The 19,907-nt window shown below is 69.4% G+C and carries 17 protein-coding genes and 2 pseudogenes; 9 read left to right on the forward strand and 10 right to left on the reverse strand.

What is annotated here, in order from left to right; all coding sequences use genetic code 11:
• The first annotated feature begins 41 nt into the window (after positions 1–41).
• Together ABD374_RS12860 and ABD374_RS12865 are read left to right on the forward strand one after the other, a co-directional pair.
• Positions 42–1,226 carry an isochorismate synthase gene (locus tag ABD374_RS12860; protein WP_344494621.1) on the forward strand — a complete coding sequence of 395 codons (1,185 nt, stop codon included), beginning with the start codon at positions 42–44 and terminating at the stop codon, positions 1,224–1,226.
• 57 nt (positions 1,227–1,283) lie between these two features.
• Positions 1,284–1,940, forward strand: coding sequence for an isochorismatase family protein (locus ABD374_RS12865; RefSeq protein WP_344494623.1), 657 nt, complete (start codon positions 1,284–1,286; stop codon positions 1,938–1,940).
• A gap of 55 nt (positions 1,941–1,995) precedes the next feature.
• Here ABD374_RS12865 and ABD374_RS34590 read toward each other — a convergent pair.
• The 5 genes and pseudogenes from ABD374_RS34590 to ABD374_RS12890 form a co-directional block, all read right to left on the reverse strand.
• Positions 1,996–2,079, reverse strand: a pseudogene (locus ABD374_RS34590) (winged helix-turn-helix domain-containing protein); the annotation flags it as partial.
• A gap of 252 nt (positions 2,080–2,331) precedes the next feature.
• Complete coding sequence (locus ABD374_RS12875; RefSeq protein WP_344494627.1) at positions 2,332–2,502, reverse strand: hypothetical protein; 171 nt, start codon at positions 2,500–2,502, stop codon at positions 2,332–2,334.
• A gap of 123 nt (positions 2,503–2,625) precedes the next feature.
• Positions 2,626–4,002, reverse strand: coding sequence for an ABC1 kinase family protein (locus tag ABD374_RS12880; RefSeq protein ID WP_344494629.1), 1,377 nt, complete (start codon positions 4,000–4,002; stop codon positions 2,626–2,628).
• Positions 4,003–4,490: 488 nt separating this feature from the next.
• Positions 4,491–4,796: a polyhydroxyalkanoate synthesis regulator DNA-binding domain-containing protein gene (locus tag ABD374_RS12885; RefSeq protein WP_344494631.1), complete on the reverse strand. Its 306-nt coding sequence runs from the start codon at positions 4,794–4,796 to the stop codon at positions 4,491–4,493.
• 35 nt (positions 4,797–4,831) lie between these two features.
• Entirely contained in the window at positions 4,832–5,116 is a 285-nt protein-coding gene (locus ABD374_RS12890; RefSeq protein WP_344494633.1) for a hypothetical protein, read from the reverse strand.
• An 875-nt stretch (positions 5,117–5,991) separates the two neighbouring features.
• On the opposite strand from ABD374_RS12890, the pseudogene ispG reads away from it, so the two are divergent.
• Positions 5,992–6,876, forward strand: a pseudogene (ispG, locus tag ABD374_RS12895) (flavodoxin-dependent (E)-4-hydroxy-3-methylbut-2-enyl-diphosphate synthase); the annotation flags it as partial.
• The gene (locus tag ABD374_RS12900) at positions 6,873–7,967 is read left to right on the forward strand and encodes a polyprenyl synthetase family protein (RefSeq protein ID WP_344494634.1); all 1,095 of its coding nucleotides are present in this window, start codon (positions 6,873–6,875) and stop codon (positions 7,965–7,967) included. The pseudogene ispG and the gene ABD374_RS12900, both read left to right, overlap by 4 nt.
• A 288-nt stretch (positions 7,968–8,255) precedes the next feature.
• On the opposite strand, the gene ABD374_RS12905 is transcribed toward ABD374_RS12900, so the two are convergent.
• From ABD374_RS12905 to ABD374_RS12920, 4 genes are all read right to left on the reverse strand, one after another.
• A complete protein-coding gene (locus ABD374_RS12905; RefSeq protein ID WP_344494636.1) occupies positions 8,256–9,485 on the reverse strand; it encodes a phthiocerol/phthiodiolone dimycocerosyl transferase family protein in 1,230 nt (409 codons plus the stop codon).
• 95 nt (positions 9,486–9,580) lie between these two features.
• Positions 9,581–10,168, reverse strand: coding sequence for an ATP-binding cassette domain-containing protein (locus ABD374_RS12910; RefSeq protein ID WP_344494638.1), 588 nt, complete (start codon positions 10,166–10,168; stop codon positions 9,581–9,583).
• Between the two features lie 561 nt (positions 10,169–10,729).
• Complete coding sequence (locus tag ABD374_RS12915) at positions 10,730–11,950, reverse strand: lipase family protein (RefSeq protein WP_344494701.1); 1,221 nt, start codon at positions 11,948–11,950, stop codon at positions 10,730–10,732.
• Positions 11,951–12,395: 445 nt separating this feature from the next.
• The gene (locus ABD374_RS12920) at positions 12,396–12,680 is read right to left on the reverse strand and encodes a hypothetical protein (protein WP_425577228.1); all 285 of its coding nucleotides are present in this window, start codon (positions 12,678–12,680) and stop codon (positions 12,396–12,398) included.
• A gap of 259 nt (positions 12,681–12,939) precedes the next feature.
• On the opposite strand from ABD374_RS12920, the gene ABD374_RS12925 reads away from it, so the two are divergent.
• The 3 genes from ABD374_RS12925 to ABD374_RS12935 all read left to right on the forward strand — a co-directional run bounded on the left by ABD374_RS12925 (position 12,940) and on the right by ABD374_RS12935 (position 16,224).
• A complete protein-coding gene (locus tag ABD374_RS12925; RefSeq protein WP_344494640.1) occupies positions 12,940–13,218 on the forward strand; it encodes a hypothetical protein in 279 nt (92 codons plus the stop codon).
• 577 nt (positions 13,219–13,795) lie between these two features.
• Positions 13,796–14,809, forward strand: coding sequence for a helix-turn-helix domain-containing protein (locus ABD374_RS12930; RefSeq protein WP_344494642.1), 1,014 nt, complete (start codon positions 13,796–13,798; stop codon positions 14,807–14,809).
• Positions 14,806–16,224: a condensation domain-containing protein gene (locus ABD374_RS12935; protein ID WP_344494644.1), complete on the forward strand. Its 1,419-nt coding sequence runs from the start codon at positions 14,806–14,808 to the stop codon at positions 16,222–16,224. The genes ABD374_RS12930 and ABD374_RS12935 overlap by 4 nt, the downstream gene beginning before the upstream one ends.
• A gap of 7 nt (positions 16,225–16,231) precedes the next feature.
• On the opposite strand, the gene ABD374_RS12940 is transcribed toward ABD374_RS12935, so the two are convergent.
• A complete protein-coding gene (locus ABD374_RS12940) occupies positions 16,232–17,338 on the reverse strand; it encodes a UDP-galactopyranose/dTDP-fucopyranose mutase family protein (protein ID WP_344494646.1) in 1,107 nt (368 codons plus the stop codon).
• Between the two features lie 182 nt (positions 17,339–17,520).
• On the opposite strand from ABD374_RS12940, the gene ABD374_RS12945 reads away from it, so the two are divergent.
• Both ABD374_RS12945 and ABD374_RS12950 read left to right on the forward strand, forming a co-directional pair.
• Positions 17,521–19,050: a GMC family oxidoreductase N-terminal domain-containing protein gene (locus tag ABD374_RS12945; RefSeq protein ID WP_344494648.1), complete on the forward strand. Its 1,530-nt coding sequence runs from the start codon at positions 17,521–17,523 to the stop codon at positions 19,048–19,050.
• Positions 19,051–19,098: 48 nt separating this feature from the next.
• Positions 19,099–19,866 (forward strand): SDR family NAD(P)-dependent oxidoreductase, encoded by a 768-nt coding sequence (locus ABD374_RS12950; RefSeq protein ID WP_344494650.1) that lies wholly within the window; start codon positions 19,099–19,101, stop codon positions 19,864–19,866.
• Positions 19,867–19,907 lie beyond the last annotated feature (41 nt).

The following is a 19,907-nucleotide window of genomic DNA, read 5'->3' on the forward strand; positions in this document are numbered from 1 at the left end:
GGCCGACCTGGTCAGCCGCCCCACCAAACGGAAGTACCGCCGTGAACCAGACCACCCCGGTCCGCCCCGACATGTTCTGCCCCCTGCTGGACGACTACCGGTGCGGGGACTTCTTCTTCGGCACCGCCCATGGCCGCCTGCTGGCCCGGGACACACTCGCCCGCATCCGCCGCCCGGTCGACGCCCAACTGGCGGCCGAGGTCACCACAAGTCTGCGCACCGCCCGCGAGGGAGGCCACGACAACCCCGTCGCGGTGGGCGCGCTGCCGTTCCACGCCGGGCAGGACAGCAACCTCCACATCCCGCTGACCGTCGCCCGCAGCGCCGCCGCGGGCATCGCCCCGGCGCCCCGCCCGACCGGCCGCGGAGTGCTGGCGGTCTCCCGACTGCCCGAGCCCGAGCAGTACGCGGCAGGGGTGGCGCGGGCAGTCGCCGCCATCCGGGCCGGACATGCCCGTAAGATCGTGCTCGCCCGGGCCCTGGACATCACACCGGCGGATCCTGTGGACCCGGCCGAGGTACTGGCCCACCTGGTGCACCACGACCCGCACGCCTTCGGTTTCGCGGTGTCGGTGACCCCGCGCGACACGACCAGCGCGCACCGCACGCTGGTCGGTGCCAGCCCCGAGCTTCTGCTCTCACGACGCGGGAAGCATGTGGTCAGCCATCCGCTCGCGGGCTCGATCCCCCGCTCCCCGGACCCGCGCGAGGACAAGGCCCGGGCGCAGTCTCTGCAGGCGTCGGCCAAGGACCACGACGAACACTCCCATGTGACCGAGGGCATCGCCGCCGCCCTGCTTCCCCACTGCCGGAAACTTCACGTGCCCGCAGCACCCTCCGTGGTGCGGACCGCGACCATGTGGCACCTGGCCACCCGGATCACCGCCGAACTCCGAAGCCCCGACACCAGTTCGCTGGACCTCGCCCTGGCCCTGCACCCCACCCCGGCGGTCTGTGGCAGCCCCCTCGCCGCCGCGCACGCCGTGATCGCCGCGAGTGAACCCTTCGACCGGGGCCTCTACACCGGCATGGTCGGCTGGTGTGACGAGAGCGGCGACGGTGAATGGGCCGTCACCATCCGGTGCGCCGAGATCAACCATCGCAACGTCCGCCTCTTCGCCGGGGCCGGGATCGTCGCCGACTCCTGCCCCGAGTCCGAACTGGCCGAGACCAGCGCCAAGTTCCAGACCATGCTCAACGCCCTGGGCCTTCCGAACACCCTCTGATCCGGCCCCATGCCGAAACTCCGCACTTCCGCAGCCAGTCAAGGAGCAACCGCACCCATGTCCCTGCCGGCGATCACGCCCTACCCCATGCCCGCGCCCGAGGAACTGCCGGCGAACAAGGTCGACTGGCCCCTCGACCCGCGCCGTGCCGCCCTGCTCATCCACGACATGCAGGACTACTTCCTGGCCCCCTTCACCCCCGGCAAACCGCCGCTGACGGAACTCCTCACCCACATCATCGCCCTGCGCCAGGCATGTGCACGCCACGCAGTTCCGGTGGTGTACTCCGCCCAGCCGGGAGGTCAAAGCCCTGACCAGCGCGGACTGCTGCAGGACTTCTGGGGCGACGGCATCCCCGACGACCCGTACAGCACACGCGTCACCCCGGCCCTGACCCCCACCGAAAACGACATCCGCCTCACCAAATGGCGCTACAGCGCCTTCGTCCGCACCGACCTCGCCGACCAGCTCGCCGCCGCCGGCCGCGACCAGCTGATCATCAGTGGCATCTACGCCCACATCGGTTGCCTGACCACCGCCTGCGACGCCTTCATGCGGGACATCCAGCCCTTCCTGATCGCCGACGCCGTCGCGGACTTCACCCCCGCCCACCACACGGACGCCCTGACCTACGCCGCCCAGCGGTGCGCCACCGTCACCACCACCCACTCCGTCCTCACCCAATTCGCCCAAAGGCCCGTAGACCGGAGCTGAGCTCGGCCCCACGTCCACCACACCTACAAACAGCTCCAGAGGCACTCGATGCAGCCAGCCGGGTGGCGCCCGAGACGCTGTAGGCGACGTGGAACTTCCTTCCGATCAGCGTCGCCACCCTTGATGCGGTCCACACCTGTGGTGGAGAGGGGGCGGGAGGGGTGGGGGGTATACGGATGTCGATGATGATCGGCGGGGGAGCTGGCGGAGCTGGAGAAGGCAGGGCCGGTGAGGGCGGGACCAGGGGCGGCAGGGTCGGGGGTGGCAGGGCGCAGCCAGTGGTGATGAGAACGGCGCCGAGGAGGAGTTTCGCCCGCCCGGACGGTATGTGCATGGGCAGGGCCTCTTTCGTTTCGGCTGAGGTGCGCTCAGCAGGTGCCCTGCTGTGCGGTCAGGCGGTTTCGAGGGTGCGGATGAAGATGCCCGGGGAGGTGAAGAACTGGTCGATGGTGCGCCACAGGGCCCCGATGGCGTGGGCGAGTTCGGTGGGGGCGGTGGTGATGATGTACAGCAGGATGATCAGCACCAGCCAGAACAGGACGCTGCGGGGACGGCTCAGCATGACGGCCTCCCTGCTCGGTGCTGTTCGAGGTACGCGGGCGGGGTGCGCGGCCCGGTCCCGGGAATGGGTTCCTGCGCCGGTGTGGCGTGGGCCGTCTCAGGACACGCTCTTGAACTTTGGTGGTTACCGGGTGCGGGTGTGGTGCCACCACAGCAGGGCGCCGGTGGCGAGCAGGGCGTTGCGCCCGGTGTTCCCGCCTCCGGCGAACAGACCCTTTTTGGTGGGGCCCCGGTTGACGTTGATGCTGAGTTCGCGGTCGGCGAGGGAGGTGACGATTTGGCGGATCTGCTGGGGCATCTGCCCGCCGGTGGACATCGCTTCCAGCAGGGTGCGGGCGGCCTGGGGGCCGGAGAGGTGCTCGGAGGCCAGGTGGAAGACGAGGGGACGCAGTTCTTCTTCGAAGACGTCGATGATGGACAACTCGGGGCACAGGTGCCGGATGGAGCCTTCGATGTTGGCGAAGGACTTGCCCAGGATGGAGACCATGGGGCTGGTCTTGATGCCGCGCCGGGTCGAACACTCCAGCACCGCGGTCAGGGTGACGCCGAAGTCGAGCTCTTCGAGGGAGGCGGTGGCGATCTGGGGGACCAGGGCTGCCATGTCGCCCTCGAAGTCGGCGAGCTGCGCCCATGCGGTGGGGTGTCCCATCTCGACCCAGGCTTTGGCCACCCCGGCGCCGTCGTTCTGCGCCAGGCACATCAGGATCCGCATAATGCTCTGGCTCAGGGGCCGGTCGATGCGCCCGACCATGCCCCAGTCGATGAGGTGGGCCGGCGAGCCGGGGTGGACGAAGATGTTGCCGGGGTGGGGGTCGGCGTGGAAGAACCGCTTGGTGAAGTAGCCCCAGTACATGAACGCCAGCAGCTCGCGGCCGATATCGGCGCGCTCCTGGGCACTGAAGGCGGCCGGGTCGGCGTCGCGGATGGAACAGCCCGGAGCCAGGCTCTGGATCAGGACCCGGGGCGTGGCCGTGATCACCTGGGGGACGGTGACGTGCTTGAAGCCGGCGCTGTGGGCGGCCGCGGTCTTCATGTGCCCGGCCTCCAGGACGAAATCGAGTTCCGGCCGCATCGCATCGAAGACGACCTTCAGCATGGCGTCGATGTCGATGACGGCGTTGAACTTCGGGGCCCGCCGTCCGGCGAAACGGGCCAGGCGGCGCAGCAGCGCCATGTCCGCCTCGACGACCTCGCGCACACCAGGCCGCTGGATCTTCACCGCCACCGGGGTGCCGTCGGTCAGATCCGCCCGGTAGACCTGCGCCAGGGATGCCGCCCCCAGCGGAATGTCGGTGTCGATCTCCTTGAACTGCGAGGTCCAGTGCGCCCCCAGTTCGGCGGCCAGGACCGGCTCGAAGTCGGTGAACGGGCTGAGGGTGACCTGGTCGTGGAGTTTCTGTAACTCGCCGACCATGGAAGGGGGGACGAAGTCGGGGCGGGTGGAGAGGATCTGCCCGATCTTGATGTAGAACGGGCCCAGACCTTCCAGAGCCTCACGCACCGCCCGCGCCCGCTCCCGCGCCCCTTCCTTCCCGTCATCCGCATGGCGGTGGCGGATACCGCGTCTGATCTCCCGACGGGTCAGATCGCCCAAGACCTCGGCGACCTGACGTGCACGACGGCCATGACCCATGGGGTGCTCCCGGTTGAGGGGGCCGATCTCTGACGCCGGCCTGGCGAGTGCGCTGGAGGCTTACGGGGGCGGGCATCCGGTCCGCCAGGCGGGGGACAACCGGCGGGTGGCCAGGTCCCCATAAGCCTGATGCCGACCGGTGGCAGCGGTCTTCACCGACAGGGATCCTTGTCACCCGGGACGCGGGGACGGAGAGGAGCCAAATGCTTGCGCCTGTCTGCGATGCTGCCGTGCCTGCCGTTGTGGGGCCTGGTCCTGGTTTCGGCACGGTGGCGCGTTTCGTTGACGGTGCAGGAGTGACCGCTGCGTCGGCCGGGCCGTCCATCGGCCGGAAGACCGCTGCACCTGCCCCTTTTTCATGGGGCGGGGGAAAGCCCCGTCACCGTCTGCGGGCCGGTACCGCTCAGGCCGGCGGCCAAGGCGGCCGCGGGCGCGGTCATGGCCCGGGTGATGACCGCGCCCAGTACCTCGTAGGTGCAGTCACTGCCGGTTGCCTGGTCATAGGCCCGGAACAGGTGCCCCGCCCGGACTTCCTGGCTCAACTCGCCCAGGCAAACCGTGCGGTGCTCCCAGTCGTCGTAGAGCTCTCCTCCGCTTTGCCGGTAGAGCACTCGTTCACGGCGCGCACCCGTGCTCGCGGGTTCCTGGCCCGGCAGCATCATCGAGGAGGGCTTTCCTGGCTGCCGCTCCCGGCCGGTCAGGCCGGGCCCCCTGTGACCGGGGAGCCCGGGCGCCCGGACAGGCCGGAATCCTCCCTGGCCTGCGCGTTTCCGGCGACGGAGACGCCGGCAGAGGCGGAGGCGGCATGGGGTGATGCCGGCGGGGGAGCGGTGTTCTGGGTCGTCGGTTTCAGGGGCTTGCTCACCGCGTTGCGCAGGTCGTGTTCGAGGTCCCGTGTCCGGTCCAGGACGCTGTCGGCGAAGTCCTTGGCCTCTTCAAGGACGTTGCCCACGAATTTGGTGATACCGGTGCGCTGGCTCATCAGACCTCTTCCTGTGCTTTGCGGTGGGGCCGGCCATCGGGCCGCGACGTGATGCCGGCGCTTTTGCGCACAGTGAGCGCCGGATCTTAGGGGTGACGTGTCCGGTTTCGCAGAACCGTTCCGCTTCGCGCTTACCCGTTCGCGCTTGTCGTTGTCCGGCCGGGCCGGTGGTTCATCCAGCGTCACCTTTCGCGCCTCGACCGGGCAAGCCCGAAGTGTCAGCGCATGCAGCACAGCAGGGGCGTGCGCGCACTCCACCAGTAACACCAGCGCATCCACCCCCGGCCCGGCCCCCGGACCGCCCCGCACGATCCCCACACAGCCTCAGAGGCCGGGCTGCGGGTGCGTTCACGCTCCGCTCGCAAGGCCGGTGGGAGAAACGATTCACACAGCAACAACGCATTACCACCGCCCACGCCTCATCGCCCGCAGCCGACCCCGCCCGTGCAGCCACCGCACACGCCACTCCTGCCCTGGGGACTGTGCCGGGTGGGACCGAAAGGGCCAGGGCGCATTACAGGGGTGAGCGCCGGTCGCACCGGGCCGGCCCTGTCGGCGCGGCGGCCTGGGCCGAGTGCACCCAGTGCTCCCGGCGCTCCCGCCCCCAGGCGTCGATGTGCGTGAGAAGAGGGCAGGTGTAGAAGGCACCGTCCCTGAGGTGGTGCCTGAGGAAACCCCAGACCAGTACCTGCGTCTTTAAAGGCCCTGTACGCGGGTGGAAGGAACCTCCCCTCCCCATGGCTCCGTTACCGCTGCACGACACCCTGGCGGCACGCACCCACCCTCCCGGCGTCACTCCCAGCGGCCCACACGCCGCACCCCCTACCGCGGCCGGTCCTCCGGCCCGCTCCGCGGGAGGATCTGTTGATGGCTGACTCCCTGCATCAGCTCGTCACCGCTCAGCCTTCCGCATCGCCGACATCCACTTCCAGCCCCGCTACGTCTTCGCTGCCATCGACGCCGGCTGCGCGGCAGTGCGCGTGAACCCGGGCAACATCAAGAAGTTCGACGACAAGGTCAAGGAGATCGCCCGAGCCGCCTCCGCAGCCGGGATCTCCCTGCGGATCGGGGTGAACGCCGACAGCCTGGACGTCCGGTTGCCGGAGAAACACGGCAAGGCCAGCCCCCGGGCCCTGGCCGAGTCGGCCCTGTGGGAGGCCTCTCTGTTCGAGGAGCACGGGTTCACCGATTTCAAGATCAGCGTGAAGCACCACGCCCCCCAGACCATGATCGCCGCCTACCGGCAACTCGCCCAGAGGTGCGACTACCCCCTGCACCTGGGCGTCACCGAAGCCGGACCACCCCCGCAGGGCACCATCAAATCCGCCACCGCCTTCGCCATCCTCCTGGCCGAGGGCATCGGTGACACCCTCCGGGTCTCCCTCACCGCACCCCCCGTCGAAGAGGTCAAGACCGGCATCCAGCTCCTGCAAGCCCTGGGCCTGCGCCCCCGCCGGCTGGAAATCGTCTCCTGCCCCTCCTGCGGCCGCGCCCAGGTCGACGTCTACGCCCTGACCGCCAAGGTCCAGGCCGCCTTCGAAGGCTTCCCCCACCCGTTGCGGGTCGCGGTCATGGGCTGCGTCGTCAACGGCCCCGGCGAAGCCCGCGAAGCCGACCTCGGAGTCTCCTCCGGCAACGGCAAAGGCCAGATCTTCGTCCGCGGCCAGGTCATCCGCACCGTCCCCGAAGCCCAGATCGTCGAGACGCTCATCGAAGAAGCCCTGCGCCTGACCGAATCCAGCGACGAGGTACCGGTATGACTCTCATATCTCCCACACCAGCCCCTGTGCCGGCGCTGGACCTGCCGCGCTTCAAAGCAGCAGTCGAGGAGGTCCTGTCCGGCTTCCTCCTGGACAGGACGCACCACGCCACCCACGAGCCCGACCTGTCCAGCCTCGCCCTGGCGCTGCAGCAGTTCCTGGCCGCCGGGGGCAAACGCATCCGCCCGACCCTGACCCTGGTCGGATGGCACATCGGCGGCGCACACGGCAGCCACCGGGCCGCCCTGCACCTGGCCGCATCCCTGGAACTCTTCCACGCCTTCGCACTGATCCACGACGACGTCATGGACTCCTCCGACACCCGACGCGGTCAACCCACCGTCCACCGGGCCTTCGCCCAACAGCACGGCGGCACCCCCCAGGCCGCCGACCAGTACGGAGAAGGCGCCGCCATCCTCACCGGCGACCTCGCACTGATCTGGTCCGACCAACTCCTCCACCAAGGCAACCCCACCCCCCAACAGCTCGCCGCCGTTCTGCCCCTGATCGACGACATGCGCACCGAAGTCACCCTGGGCCAGTACCTCGACCTCACCCTCACCGGCAACCCCACCCGGGCCGACGTCGCCTCCGCCCTGCGCGTCATCCGCTACAAGACAGCGAAATACACCATCGAACGACCCCTGCACCTGGGAGCGGCCCTCGCCGGCGCCGGCCAGCACCTCCTGCAGGCCTTGTCCGCCTACGCCCTCCCGCTGGGTGAGGCCTTTCAACTGCGCGACGACCTGCTGGGCGTCTTCGGCACCCCCGCCACCACCGGCAAACCCGCCCTGGACGACCTGCGCGAGGGCAAGGCCACCGTCCTGATCGCCCTCACCCTCAACCGCGCCTCCCCCCGCCAACGCGACCAGTTGCACCGTCTGCTGGGCTGCCCGACCCTGACCGAGGACCAGGCCCGGACCGCCCGGCACCTCATCACCTCCACCGGCGCCCGCGACCTCGTCGAAGACATGATCAACGAGCGGTACCACCAGGCACTCACCTCCCTGGAAGAAGCCCCGGGCCTGAGCACCGCAGGCGCCGACGCACTACGCCTACTCGCCGACCAGGCCGTGAAACGGTCCGCATGAACACCCCGCCGAGCCACCCCCACTGCCGGGTTCTCCTCGCTTCCCCCCCCCGCGGCTGGTGCGCGGGCGGTGCCCCGTGGATTGCTCGTCCGGGCCATCTTCACGGTCAGCGGCGGAACCACTCGACCAGAACCACACCCCATCGACCTTCCGGCCCCCTCCAACCGGCAGAGACTGCCCCGCTCAACAACGGCAGCACACCACCGCCAGCGCGAACAACCTCTCGGGACAGGCTTCACCCCACCGAGCGAAGATCACCAACAGCATCCTGAAAGTGAGCCAGAACCGCTACCGCCCTGCGTCGGCCAGGGTGACAGATACGCGATCCACAAGTTCCTGAATCTGAGTGTCGGTGTACCAGGCTCTGCTGTACGTCAGGTCGATTGCCAGGCGGCCTCGGTAGCGGCTGACGACGGCGAAGAGCATCGGTACGTGGCCGAGCGGGGCAATGCGCACGTTGGTGATCCTGAGCTCCTTCGGCAGGTCCGGTCCGGCGATGGTTCCCACGTTGGTGATGACCAGGGTGGGTGGGTGCTGGTCGAGCATGTAGGGGAAGGCGGCCAGTTCCATCGCGGCGGCCCCGCTGTCCAGATCTGCACGCAGACGGGCGTTCAGTTCCTGTCCGACTTCGACCGGATGCGCGTGCTCGTCGATGTCCAGCCGGACGGAGGTAGTGGTCGCCGCCGATTGCAGTACCTGGGCGGGCAGCGGCGGTGAGAGCCTGCGGCGCATGTCCACCGCTGTGGTGCACAGCATCCGCACCGGACCCTCTGGCACGGGAAGTACAGAGCGCAGGCTGGTCAGCAGGACACCCGACACCAGTGCGTTGAGGGTGAGCGAGGTGTCCCGGGCACGTTGGGCCAGACGCTCGCAGTGGTCGGGGCCGGCTTCGACGGTGGTGATGCCGAAGCTCAGATCAGGGCCGGGCCCGTTGTTGTCAGCGGCGAGGGCGGGCAGCAGTGCGGGTGCAGCCTGGGCGTCCAGCCGGGCGCGTTCGGCGACGAACTCGCGCAGCTGTCCGTCGGTGAAGCGAGCGCTGAGTACCTCGTCCAGCGCAGGTGCGAGCACGGGCTCGACGCGCTCCACCGGCAGCGGTCGGCCGGTGGCCAGTGCGGCGTAAAGGGCCCACAGGCGCTCGTGCACCGCCAGGTAACACGTGGCGTCGACGAAGGCGCGCGGCAACGTCATCACCACCCGGGACCCTCCGCTTGCTGGCAGCAGCGTCAACCTGAGCAGCGGTGTACGGTCCCAGGCCAGAGGGGCGCTGACCTCCCCGTCGAAATCGGTGCCGCGGTTGAGTTCAGGTTTCGGGGCTGTCGCGTCGATCCGGACCAGCGGTCCGTTCCCGGCTTCGGTGACGATCCTTCCACCGAGCAGGGGGTAACACTCCTGCAGCCGGTCCAGCGCCTGGGCCAGGACCGTTTCGTCCACGTCGCCCTCGACGTCGCAGTGCAGTACGACCCTCACTCCCGCTGCGGCGATGGCCGCCTCGTGCGGTGCGAGCAGACGCTCTGTCATGATGCTCTCCCCTGTCAGGCTGTCGGGTCGGAATCGGCTCATCCTGGCCAGCAGCTCCATGTCTTCGTCCTCGGCCGGGCTTCTCGCTCGTTCTGTCAGCGCTGGCGGTCAGCTGCTGATGCGGCCAGTTCGGTGAACTGGTGGGGGGTGGTCAGACTGGTGAGTTCGGCGCACGCCTGTTCGGCATAGGTGGAGGCCATCCGGGCCGCTTTGGTGAGAGCGCCGGTCCGTGTCAGCACGGTAAGGAGGTCACGGTGTGCGGTGACGGGGTCGGTGCCGCCGCGGAATACGGTGGCCAGCCGGTCGCGGTCGTTCTGTCGGGTCCCGCCGCCGAGTAGACCGGCCCGCTCATCGGTGTACTCCGTCAGCCGCAGCGCCTCCATGACTTCCCCGGCGTGCCGCAGATCCGGCAGCCCCCGCGCGACGCGGAAGAACTCCAGATGCTGACGTACGGTCAGGGCCTCGTCGACCACCGCGTCCTGCGGGCAGTAGCCGAAACGCCCGCCATGACGGACCGTGCCACGATGCGGGCGCAGCTCACCGGACAGAATCCTCAACAGAGTTGATTTGCCCGCGCCGTTCTCCCCGACGATCCCCGTCAGCACACCGGGCCGCAGATCGAGTTCCAATCCGCGAAGGACCTCACGTCGATCGTACGCGTGATGCACGTCCCTGACCTCCACCGAACCCCCAGGCTCATTGACCGTGCCATGCACTCCACCGTCGACTACCTGCCGTCACGGCAAGAGCATGCATCGTATAGAGGTGGAAGGGTGGTTGAAGCAGCTGACTAGCCCAGAGGAGTGAACCCTGAGTGGGTGGCCACGGTCGACACCGCAACCATGCAGGACAGGCGGAAATGGGTAGGGCGCGGCTTTTTCTGCAGTGAGCCAAGATGATCATCCGCTTCGTGATCGGGGACCAGATCACCGGCGCCGCCGACCTGCTCGCCGCAACCTGAGCCGCTGTCACCACCGAAGCCGAAACGCGCCGAACCGGCTCACACCCTCGAGCACTCGCTCAACCTGACAACGCCCTACGGTCGGTTCGAGCTGGATATGAACAGCCGCTTGGAGCTGGACCTGGCCGCCGGGGCCGCGTCGGTGCCCGGCCCGCGCACGCCCGAGGTCCAGAGCGCGGCGTCCTCCGCGTGACCGGCGCCGGGCGTACGGCGGAGGCATGGGTCGGGCGGGCGCGCCGCTGCGCGTACATCCTCTGCTCCCAGCCGTTGCCGGTGGCGTGCTTCAGTCGGTCTTCGCCGACTCGTCGAAGAATCTGACGATCCGGGGCAGGGCTTGCCGAACCGATCCGTTGTGGTCGTAGTCGCCGACGTCGGTCAGCCGGCGTGCGGCGCCGTTCCTCGTCAACTGGTCGGCACAGTAAGCCGCGTGACTGAAGTCGACGTCCTTGTCGCCCCGGCCGTGAAAGATCTCCACCCGTACGTTCGGCCGCCAGTCGCACGTGTTGTCCATCGGGCGCAGCTTGTCCTTCAGGACACCGTCGGGCTTGCGGATCTTGTTCAGGAAGTCCTCGGTGAACAGGTCCTTGGACGCCGACGGGAGTTCGCTGACGATCTGCCCGGCGGTGTGATGGCCGTCGAAGAGACCCTCCACCTTGCTGTCGTAGGGGGAGCGGAAGACATCGCCGGGTGACGTGTAAAGGCCGTACATCTTGTTCCAGGCGGTGACGAAGTAGGCGAGGTAGATGCCGGATTTGGCGATCTTGTCGTCGGCTGCGGCGGCCTCGAAGGCCGAGAGGTTGTAGGGGCCGCTGACCGGGGCGAGTGCCCCCAGCCGGAAGTAGCGGTCGGCGCCCTCCTGCTGAAGCGCCCGGCCTACAAGCATGGTCGCGGGGCCGCCCTGCGAGAACCCGCTGACCTGAACCTTCCGCTTCAGCTCCCGGCCGTTCCGGTGGGCGAAGGCCCGGGCCGCGCGCAGGCCGTCCACCGAGGCCGCGACGGTGGCCCGGGGGTCACCGTACGGGTGGAAGCCTTCGCCCGAGCCGAGGCCCACGTAGTCGGGCGCCGAAACGGCCCGCCCGGTCGAGGCGAACAGCAGGGCGACGAGCCGGTCGTTCGACTTCGGATTCTCCGAGGCGACGTCCTTGCGATAGACGGTGGTGCCGTGCAGCCAGGAGACGGTGGACAGGTGGCGCGCCCCGTTCTTGGGCAGGACGACGAGCTGGCTCGCGGTCGTGGGGGCGCCCGCGCTGTCAGTGGTGCGGTAGGCGACCCGATAGGCGGTCACGCCATAGCGGACCTGGGACGAGTCGATCTTTCCCCGGAGTTCCCCGGCCACTTCCTCCACTGCAAGGTCGGCCGCTTGCTCGACGGAGACGACGGCCCCGCCCTGTGTCCGCTCACTGTGGGAACCGGCCGCCGCCGAGACCGGAGCCACCAGGGCGGACACACTGCCGAGGACCGCCGCACCAGCCACAATCCGGATACCTGTTCGCTGTAAAGTCATGGATGGATCATGCCCGTCGGCCGCTCCGCTGGGACATGGAGCGACCCCCCGGGCCGCAAAGGGGGGAAACCCCCTCGGGGCCCGTAGGGGATGCCGGCTGCCCTGCCCCCTACGGGAGAGGCTCTGTAATCCCGGCTCGGACACCAGGGAGCAGGTAACCCGCTGGTAGGTTTCGGATGTTCGGCGACGGCGGCGGGCAGCAGGGGCACGCTCGGCGACGTGCCGGGCGACTACGTCGACGCCGGGGCGGGCGTACCGCTCCAGGAAGCGGACGGAGGCGTGGCGGGAGCGGGCCAGCAACATCGGGGTGGAGGTGCCGCCCTCAGCGTCGTGGGTGAGGGCACTGTGGCGGAGCCGGTGCAGGGTCCAGCCGTCCAGCTCCTCGATGTTCTGGGGTGAGGCGAGCGGGTTGGCCAGCAGCCGGGTGTTCTCCTCGAAGATCTCCTCAGCCCGCCGGTAGGAGAGCCGGGCGCGGCCGGTCTCGGTGCACACGTCGAGCGTCGGTGTTCCGGCCGGCGGTGATCCGCGGGGCTCCGTAGGTGCCGTCCGACTCTTGGTGGACGGCCCGTATCCGGGCGGCCAGCCGGGCGTCGGCCTCCTGCCGTCGGGCTCGGTGGACGGCAGTTCGGCGCCAGTAGTGGAAGCTGGAGCGGGCGATGCCGAGGATGGTGCACAGCCGCTTCACGCCGTGGCGGCGCTGGTGGTCGGCGACGCACTGGAAGCGGTTCACCAGCGCGTCTCCGCGGCGAAATACTTGGCCGCTTTCCGCAGGATCTCGCGTTCCTCCTCCAGTTCGCGGACCCTCTTCCGCAGAGCCGCGTTCTCCGTCTCCAGCACAGACGAAGGCTCCGTCGGTTCCTCAGGCTGACGCCCCCGGGCGGGCAGCCTTTGTGTGGTCCGGGAGCTGATGAATCGGTCCGGTCGTCGAGATGGCTGCTGCCACGCCGCGCTGGTGCCGGTGCGCGGTAGGGCGCCAGCGCGGCGGTGGGGTGAGGTCAGGGCCTGACGAGCGCCTCAGGGAGGGGCTCGAAGGTCATGAAGTTGCGCAGCTCGGTGTCCGTCACTGTTCCGTACCGCGCGGTGACCGCACCTTCCGTGGGGACGACTCCAAGATTCGCACCGGCCGGCTCCCCCGCGTCATGGCCGGCCTGCGCAATCTCGCCATCGGCATCCACCGCCAAGACGGCCACCCCAACATCGCCGCTGCCCTGCGCCACACCGCCCGCAACACTCACAGACCCCTGACCGCACTCGGCCTCACCGGATGAACCCGGACAGATCCCCATCATGCAAAGGCCCCTGCGTCGAGACCGGCCTCGGCGAGCAGGTCCTTGAGCACGCGGTACGGCCTCCGGCGCGGCGGACACACGAGAGGCCGCCAAGTGCCGCCGATGGCTGATATTGCCCATTGGACGCAAAAAGATGCGAAAAAATTGCATTAAAACAACAAATCAATGGAGGCCGTGAAGGCTCAAATCGGGAGAAAACGATTGATGACCTTCCTTCTGTTCGCCGAGATGAAATGAATCGGCTTGAAGTGTCACTTTGTGACGGGTTTCGGCTCCCGCGTGGTACCGATCGGCGAGTTGTGAGGCGGAACCCCGTCCGCAAAGTTCGAAGTTGTTTACGCAATTAAGCTGCGGGAACTAGTAACGTCATGATCTACCGCACCGGGGAGCCGTGATCTCCACCGTGCCGGGGGAGGGGGTGTGCGCGAGTCGTCGGCCAGGGCGCTCGGGGAGCGATTCCCGTCCCACGCGACGGGGTCGGATGTTCACGTCGACCGAACGGCCGCCGTTAGAGCGGCGCACCTGTGACGCACGCCTGCCTCAAGGAGATGCACGCATGGGAATCCCCTCGGATCTGTCCCGTCCGGCGGACCCTGTCGTGACCTCGCCGGGCGGTGACCCCGACCGCGGGTTCCAGGGTGTCGGGGAGGGCGTCGAGGTGGTGCCGCTCGCCCTGCTGCGGCCCGCCGATTCGCCGCGGCTTTCGGGACTCTGCGAGCAGCACGTGCGCAAACTGGCCGACACCGAGAGCGGCATGAGGCCCATCACCGTGCACCGCGCGTCGATGCGCGTCATCGACGGCATGCACCGGCTCAAGGCGGCCGAGCTGGCGGGGGCCGACCGGATCGCGGTGCGGTTCTTCACCGGGAACGACGAGGAGGCCTTCATCGAGTCCGTGCGGGCGAACGTCGCCCACGGACTCGCCCTGGGACCCGCGGAACGCAAGGCCGCCGCCCTCAGGATTCTGACGGCACAGCCGGAACTGTCCAACCGCTCCATCGCGGACATCGTGGGTCTGGCGGCCAACACCGTTGCCCGGCTGCGCTGTTCGACTGCGCAAGGTGCGCAGTCGACCGGCCGGATGGGCAGGGACGGCCGGTTCCGCCCTCTGGAGACGGCGGACCTGCGCCGCCGGGCGGCCGAGATCATCGCTCAGCAGCCGGGTGCCCCCCTGCGGGCCATCGCCAAGGAGGTGGGCCTGTCTCCCGGCACCGTCGCCGACGTGCGCCGGCGGGTGCGGGAGGGGGAGGATCCCGTACCCCGGGGCGCGGCGGGTCCCGGCGGTCCGGAGGCGGGTGAGCAGGGGAATGCGGCACCCGCCGGCCCGCCCGCTCCGGTGGACGCCGACGAGTTGTGGCAGCAGCTCGGCCGCGATCCGGCGCTGCGGCTCAGCGAGCCGGGGCGTCGGCTTCTGCGGCTGCTCACCAGCCACGTCGTCGACGCCCAGGCGGCCGAGGTGGTGCCCCGCCACTGCGTCGACCGGGTCCTCACCCTCGCACGGGAGTGCGAGCGCGCGTGGGCCGAGTTCGCACACGCCCTTGAGACGCGCACGGCGGGAGGCATCCGATGACCACCAGCCACAAGCTGTCCCTCCCGGCCGACGGCCCCGGCCTCCAGGTGGAGTTCGCCGGAGCCTCCGGCGCCGACGGTCCGCTCACCTGGGGACAGCGTGAGATCTGGGAGGTGCTCCGCTGGAAGGGCGCGGACCGGTCCGCCCTCAACGTCAAGCTGGTCGTGGACGTCCCGCCGGGACTGTCGTGCGAGGCACTGATTCCCGTGATCGAGCGGCTGGTGGTGCGCCACGAGGCGCTGCGGACCACGTTCCGGGCGGACGCCGACCTGGGTGCCCGGCAGACCGTGCACGGCAGCGGGTGTCTCGCCGTCGCACGCCGGGTCCACGCGTCCGCCACCGAGCCCTCCCGTGGCACGGCGAACCGCCTGGCGGCCGAGCTGCTCCACCGTCCTTTCGGCGAAGACGAGTTCCCGACGCGCTGGGGGCTGGTCGTCGACGCGCGGAACCGCCCCCGGCACCTGGTCGTCGCGCTCTCACACCTCGCGGTCGACGGCCCGAGCCGCAACATCGTGCAGCGGGAACTGGGCACGCTTCTCCGCCGGGGCGCCCTGGAGCCGAGGGCCCCGCAGCCCCTGCAGCGCGTCGCCTTCGAGCAGTCGGCACCGGGCCGGCAGGCACACGGCAGGAGCCTGGACCACTGGCGGAAGTGGTTCGCCGACGTGCCGTCGGTGATGCTCCGGGAGGCCGTACCGGTGACCGGAGGGCACGCGGACGCCGCCGCCGCGATGTCCTCGCCCGCCCTGTCACTCGGGGCGGCGGTCCTGGCGTGCCGCAGCGGCCTCACGGCCCCGCAGGTGGTGCTGGCCATGACCTCCGCCGTGCTGGGAGACCGGTTGGGTCTCACGGAGTGCGGGCTGCGCGTACTGGTCGGAACCCGGTTCCGCAGCGGCCTCCGGGAGTACGTCGGACCGATCAACCAGAACGCCGCCGTTCACACATCCTGGTCGCCGGCCGACGAACTGGTCTCCTACCTGCGGCGGGCGGCAGCAACCGCGGTGCGCAGCTACCTGCGCACCGAGTGCGACCCGGGCGCCCTGATGGCGCTGGAGACGGAGGCGGCGGAGCGCCGGTCCGTCGAGCGGGGCGGCTACTGCTTCTTCAACGACCTGCGCGACGCCCACCGGGAGTCCGAGCCCCGGGACGCCCCCGAGGTACTCGGCTCCGGTGCCCTGGCGGAACTGCTGCCCCGCACGACGGTCGTTCCCGTTCCCTACGATCCGGCCATGAACGCGAACCTGTTCCTCAATCTCATCAGCCTCCAGGACATCGGTCTGCTCGACGTCCGTATCCGCTCGGGATTTCTCGGGGTCACTGCCGGAGAATTCCTGCTGAAGCTGGAATCGGCGATTTGCGAGGGCGCGCGCGGGAATCGCCGCATCACCGTCGGGGAATCGCTCGACGCGATTCACTGACGAAGTATCAGGAGAGCCTCGCGGCCAGCTCCAGAGCCGATTCAACGGCTTCGTCCGTGTTGATGTAGCGATAATTTCCCAGCCTGCCGCCGAACACCACGCCGCGCTTCTCCCCTTCCTCGTCGGCGAGTTCGACGTAGCGCTGGTGGAGTTCCCGGCTCTCGCGGGCCGGAACCGGATAGTAGGGGTCTCCGACGTCGGAGGGGAATTCGGTCACCACGACCGTGCGGGCACTCTTCTGACGCGTGACGTGCTTGATCTCGACCTTGCGCGTGTACGGCTCGGCGCCCGGATAGTTGACCTGGACGCACGGCTGGAACCACTCCTGCTCCTTCACCTCCGCCTCGAAGCGCAGGGAGCGCCAGGGCAGCGGGCCCAGACGGGCCTGGAAGTAGTCGTCCAGTGGGCCCGTGAACACCGTGGCCCGCGTCCCGTGCACGGGCTCGTGGAGCCAGTCGACGTCCGTGACGACGTCGATGAGCGGCGAGGAGCGGAGCATCCGGTCGAAGAGCGCGGTGTAGCCGTCGCGCGGCATGACCTGGATCGGAGCGTCGGTGTAGTACGGATTGCGGTCGAAGCGGATGGGGACCCGCCCGCACACGCTGGGATCGAGGAACCGGGCCGAGCGACCCCACTGCTTGCGCGTGTACTGGTCGTAGAGCGTGTCGTACAGCCGGCGGCCGGCCTTGCCCAGGATGTACTCCTCCGAGTTCGCCGCCTCGCCGTGGAACCCGAGATCCGCCTCCAGGAGTCGGCGGGCCGACTCCTGGGTCAGCGCCACCTCGCCGTGGATCAGCTCGATGGTCTCCAGGTTGATCGGCATCGGCACGAGGCGGCCGTCGACCTGCGCCTTCACCACGTAGTTACCGGGCAACCATTCCGTGAAGCGCCCCAGGTAGTCGAAGGTCTCCGTGTTCTTGAAGCGCAGATAGTGGGGTCCGTACCGGTGCCACAGAAGATCGGTGCCCGGATAACTCTCGTCGTAGCAGTTCCCCGCGACGTGGTTGCGGCGCTCAACGACGAGGACGCTCCATCCGCGTGTTCTGGCCGAGAACTCGGCCACCGTTGCTCCGGTAGGGCCTCCACCGACGACGACCAGGTCGTACTGCGACATCCGAGCCTCTTCTCCGTTGCGGTGCCCGATTTCCCGACGCGGAAATCGTGGCACGGAATCCGCGTGTGCACCCGACCGGGTGAGGGACGTCGAACACCGAATGGAAGCGGGGGAGTGAGCGGCCCAACTCGGCTTTGAAATAGACCCTGTTGAACAGAACTCCGGACCGACACCATGGACCCATGCTCAATGAGACGGACGAAGCAACTCATTGCGATGTCCTGGTGATCGGGGCGGGAACAGCAGGTTGCCTTGTGGCGGGTGAACTCGCACGGCGCCGACCGTCCCTCACCGTGCGCCTGGTCGACGCCGGGAACGACCGAGAGGTGGGAGCACTGCTCGACCGGGACCCACGGGACCCCACCACTCCCGGGGTGCGCACCATGCGGCGGCACGGCGGGAGCGAGGACTTCCCGGTCCCGTCCGGCATCGGCGGATCGTCACTGCTGCACGCCGGCATCGCACTGCGCGGAACCGGCCGTGACCTCGCGATGTGGCACGCACGGGCCGGGCACCGCTGGTCGCCCGGCGCTCTCACCACGCTCTTCGACCGGCTGGAGTCCGGCGGCGACAAGGACGGCAGGAGCACGGACGGCGGGAAGACGGACAACGGCGAAGGCTCGGGTCCGCTCCGGCACGCCGACCCCGACCGGCTCCCTCCCGCGTACCGGGCCTTCCTCGCCTACTGCGGCCGAGTCTTCGGCACGACCGGGAACCTCAACGACCCCGCGTCGCACGGAGTGGGAACGGTGCCCGGCGTCGGCACCGCAGGCAGCATCGCGACCACCGCACGGCAGTACCTCGGCCGCGACCGCCGGCCCGCCAATCTCCAGCTCACCGGGGAGTCGGTCGTCGACAGCGTGGAGCTGACCGCGGGCCGGGTGAGCCACGCACACGTACGGCATCTCCCCAGCGGGCACAGCACGCGGGTCGAGGCCGGCATCGTGGTCCTCGCCGCCGGAGCCGTCGCCAGCGCGGAGATCCTCCTGCGGTCGGGCATCGGCTCCGCCGCGCGACTGGCGGAGGTCGGCCGGGCGAGCGTGCTCGACCTGCCAGGAGTCGGCGCGGCGCTCCGGGATCACCCGGTGCTGTGGTGCGAGGCGGCCGTCGACCCGGCCCCCGGCGACCCGCCGTGGCCCTGGCACGCGGTGCTCTGCCGCACGACGCCGGAGGACCCCCGGCTCCCCGACTGCTCCTTGGAGCTGTTCCACGACTTCCGGCTGCGGCAGCGCGACCTGTGGCGCCACCGCGTCGTCCTCAGCCACACACAACTCACCGACGTCACCCCGGGGAGCGTGTCGCTCGTGCGCACCGGGGACCGGCTGACGACCCGCGTCGAAGCGGCCCGGCCGGCGAGGGAGTCGACGACCCGGCTGCACACCGCGCACGCGCTCGGGCTCCATGCCGAGAGCGAGTTCCGAGCCGTCGGACTGCGGCGGCCACGTCTGAGACCGCACCCCGGCGCCCCCGCGCCGGACCGCGCGGCCGACGGCGTACGCAGCGCCTACCACTTCCACGGCACCTGTCCCATGGGGACCGACCCTGCCGTCGCGGTGACCGGCACGGACCTGAAGGTCCTCGGCACGTCGAACCTGTACGTCGCCGACGCGAGCGTCATCCCCGGCCAGTTCGGGGCCAACACGCACCACGCGACCCGGGCCGTCGCCCTGCGCGCCGCGGACGAGATCGACGGAGCCCTCGCACTCCACTGAGACCTGTCCGTCCCGAGCCGATCCATCGAACAGAGGAGGAACCGGTTGATGAGCAACCGAGCCGCGTTGATCACGGGGGGCGCCTCCGGCATCGGGCTGGCCACAGCGGTCGAGCTGGCCCGTTCGGGAACGCACGTCTTCTGCCTCGACCTGAACGACTTCTCCGACGAGGCCCGACCGCACATCGAAGGGCTCCCCATCACCCACGTCGCCGGGGACGTCCGGTCCTTCGACGACTGCGTCAAGGCGGTCGACATCATCGAGTCGTCGTCGGCCGGAGCACTGGACTGCGTCTTCGCCAACGCCGGGGTGGTCCACCGGGGCAGCGCGGAGTCCCAGACCCTGGACGACTGGTCGGACCAGATCGACACGATCCTGACCGGCACCTTCCTGACCTGCAAGGCGAGCATCCCCGCCCTGCGCCGGAGCGGCGGCGGAGCCATCGTCCTGAACGGGTCCAACTGCTCCCACATCGGCTGCCCCGACCGCTTCGCTTACACCGCCGCCAAATCGGCGATGCCCGTCCTGGCCAAGCAGCTCTCCAACGACTTCTTCCACAGCGCGGGAATCCGCACGAACTGTGTGTCCCCCGGCTACGTCGACTCCGGCATGACCCGCCGGATCTGGAGCACCCAGACGGGCCGGCCGGACGGGACGGACATCCCGCAGGACGTGCTGTCGAAGTGGCAGCAGCCCCAGAGCATCGCCTCCGTGGTGGCGTTCCTGTGCTCGGACGCCGCCACGGACATCACGGGCGTGACCATTCCCGTCTCCCGCACCGCGCTCCTGCGCGTCGCCTCACCGCGGCTCGCCTGACCCGGCGACGGCGCGCACACCCGGAGCCGAACAGCTCGCAC

This window comes from Streptomyces enissocaesilis, assembly GCF_039533765.1.
Taxonomy (GTDB): domain Bacteria; phylum Actinomycetota; class Actinomycetes; order Streptomycetales; family Streptomycetaceae; genus Streptomyces; species Streptomyces enissocaesilis.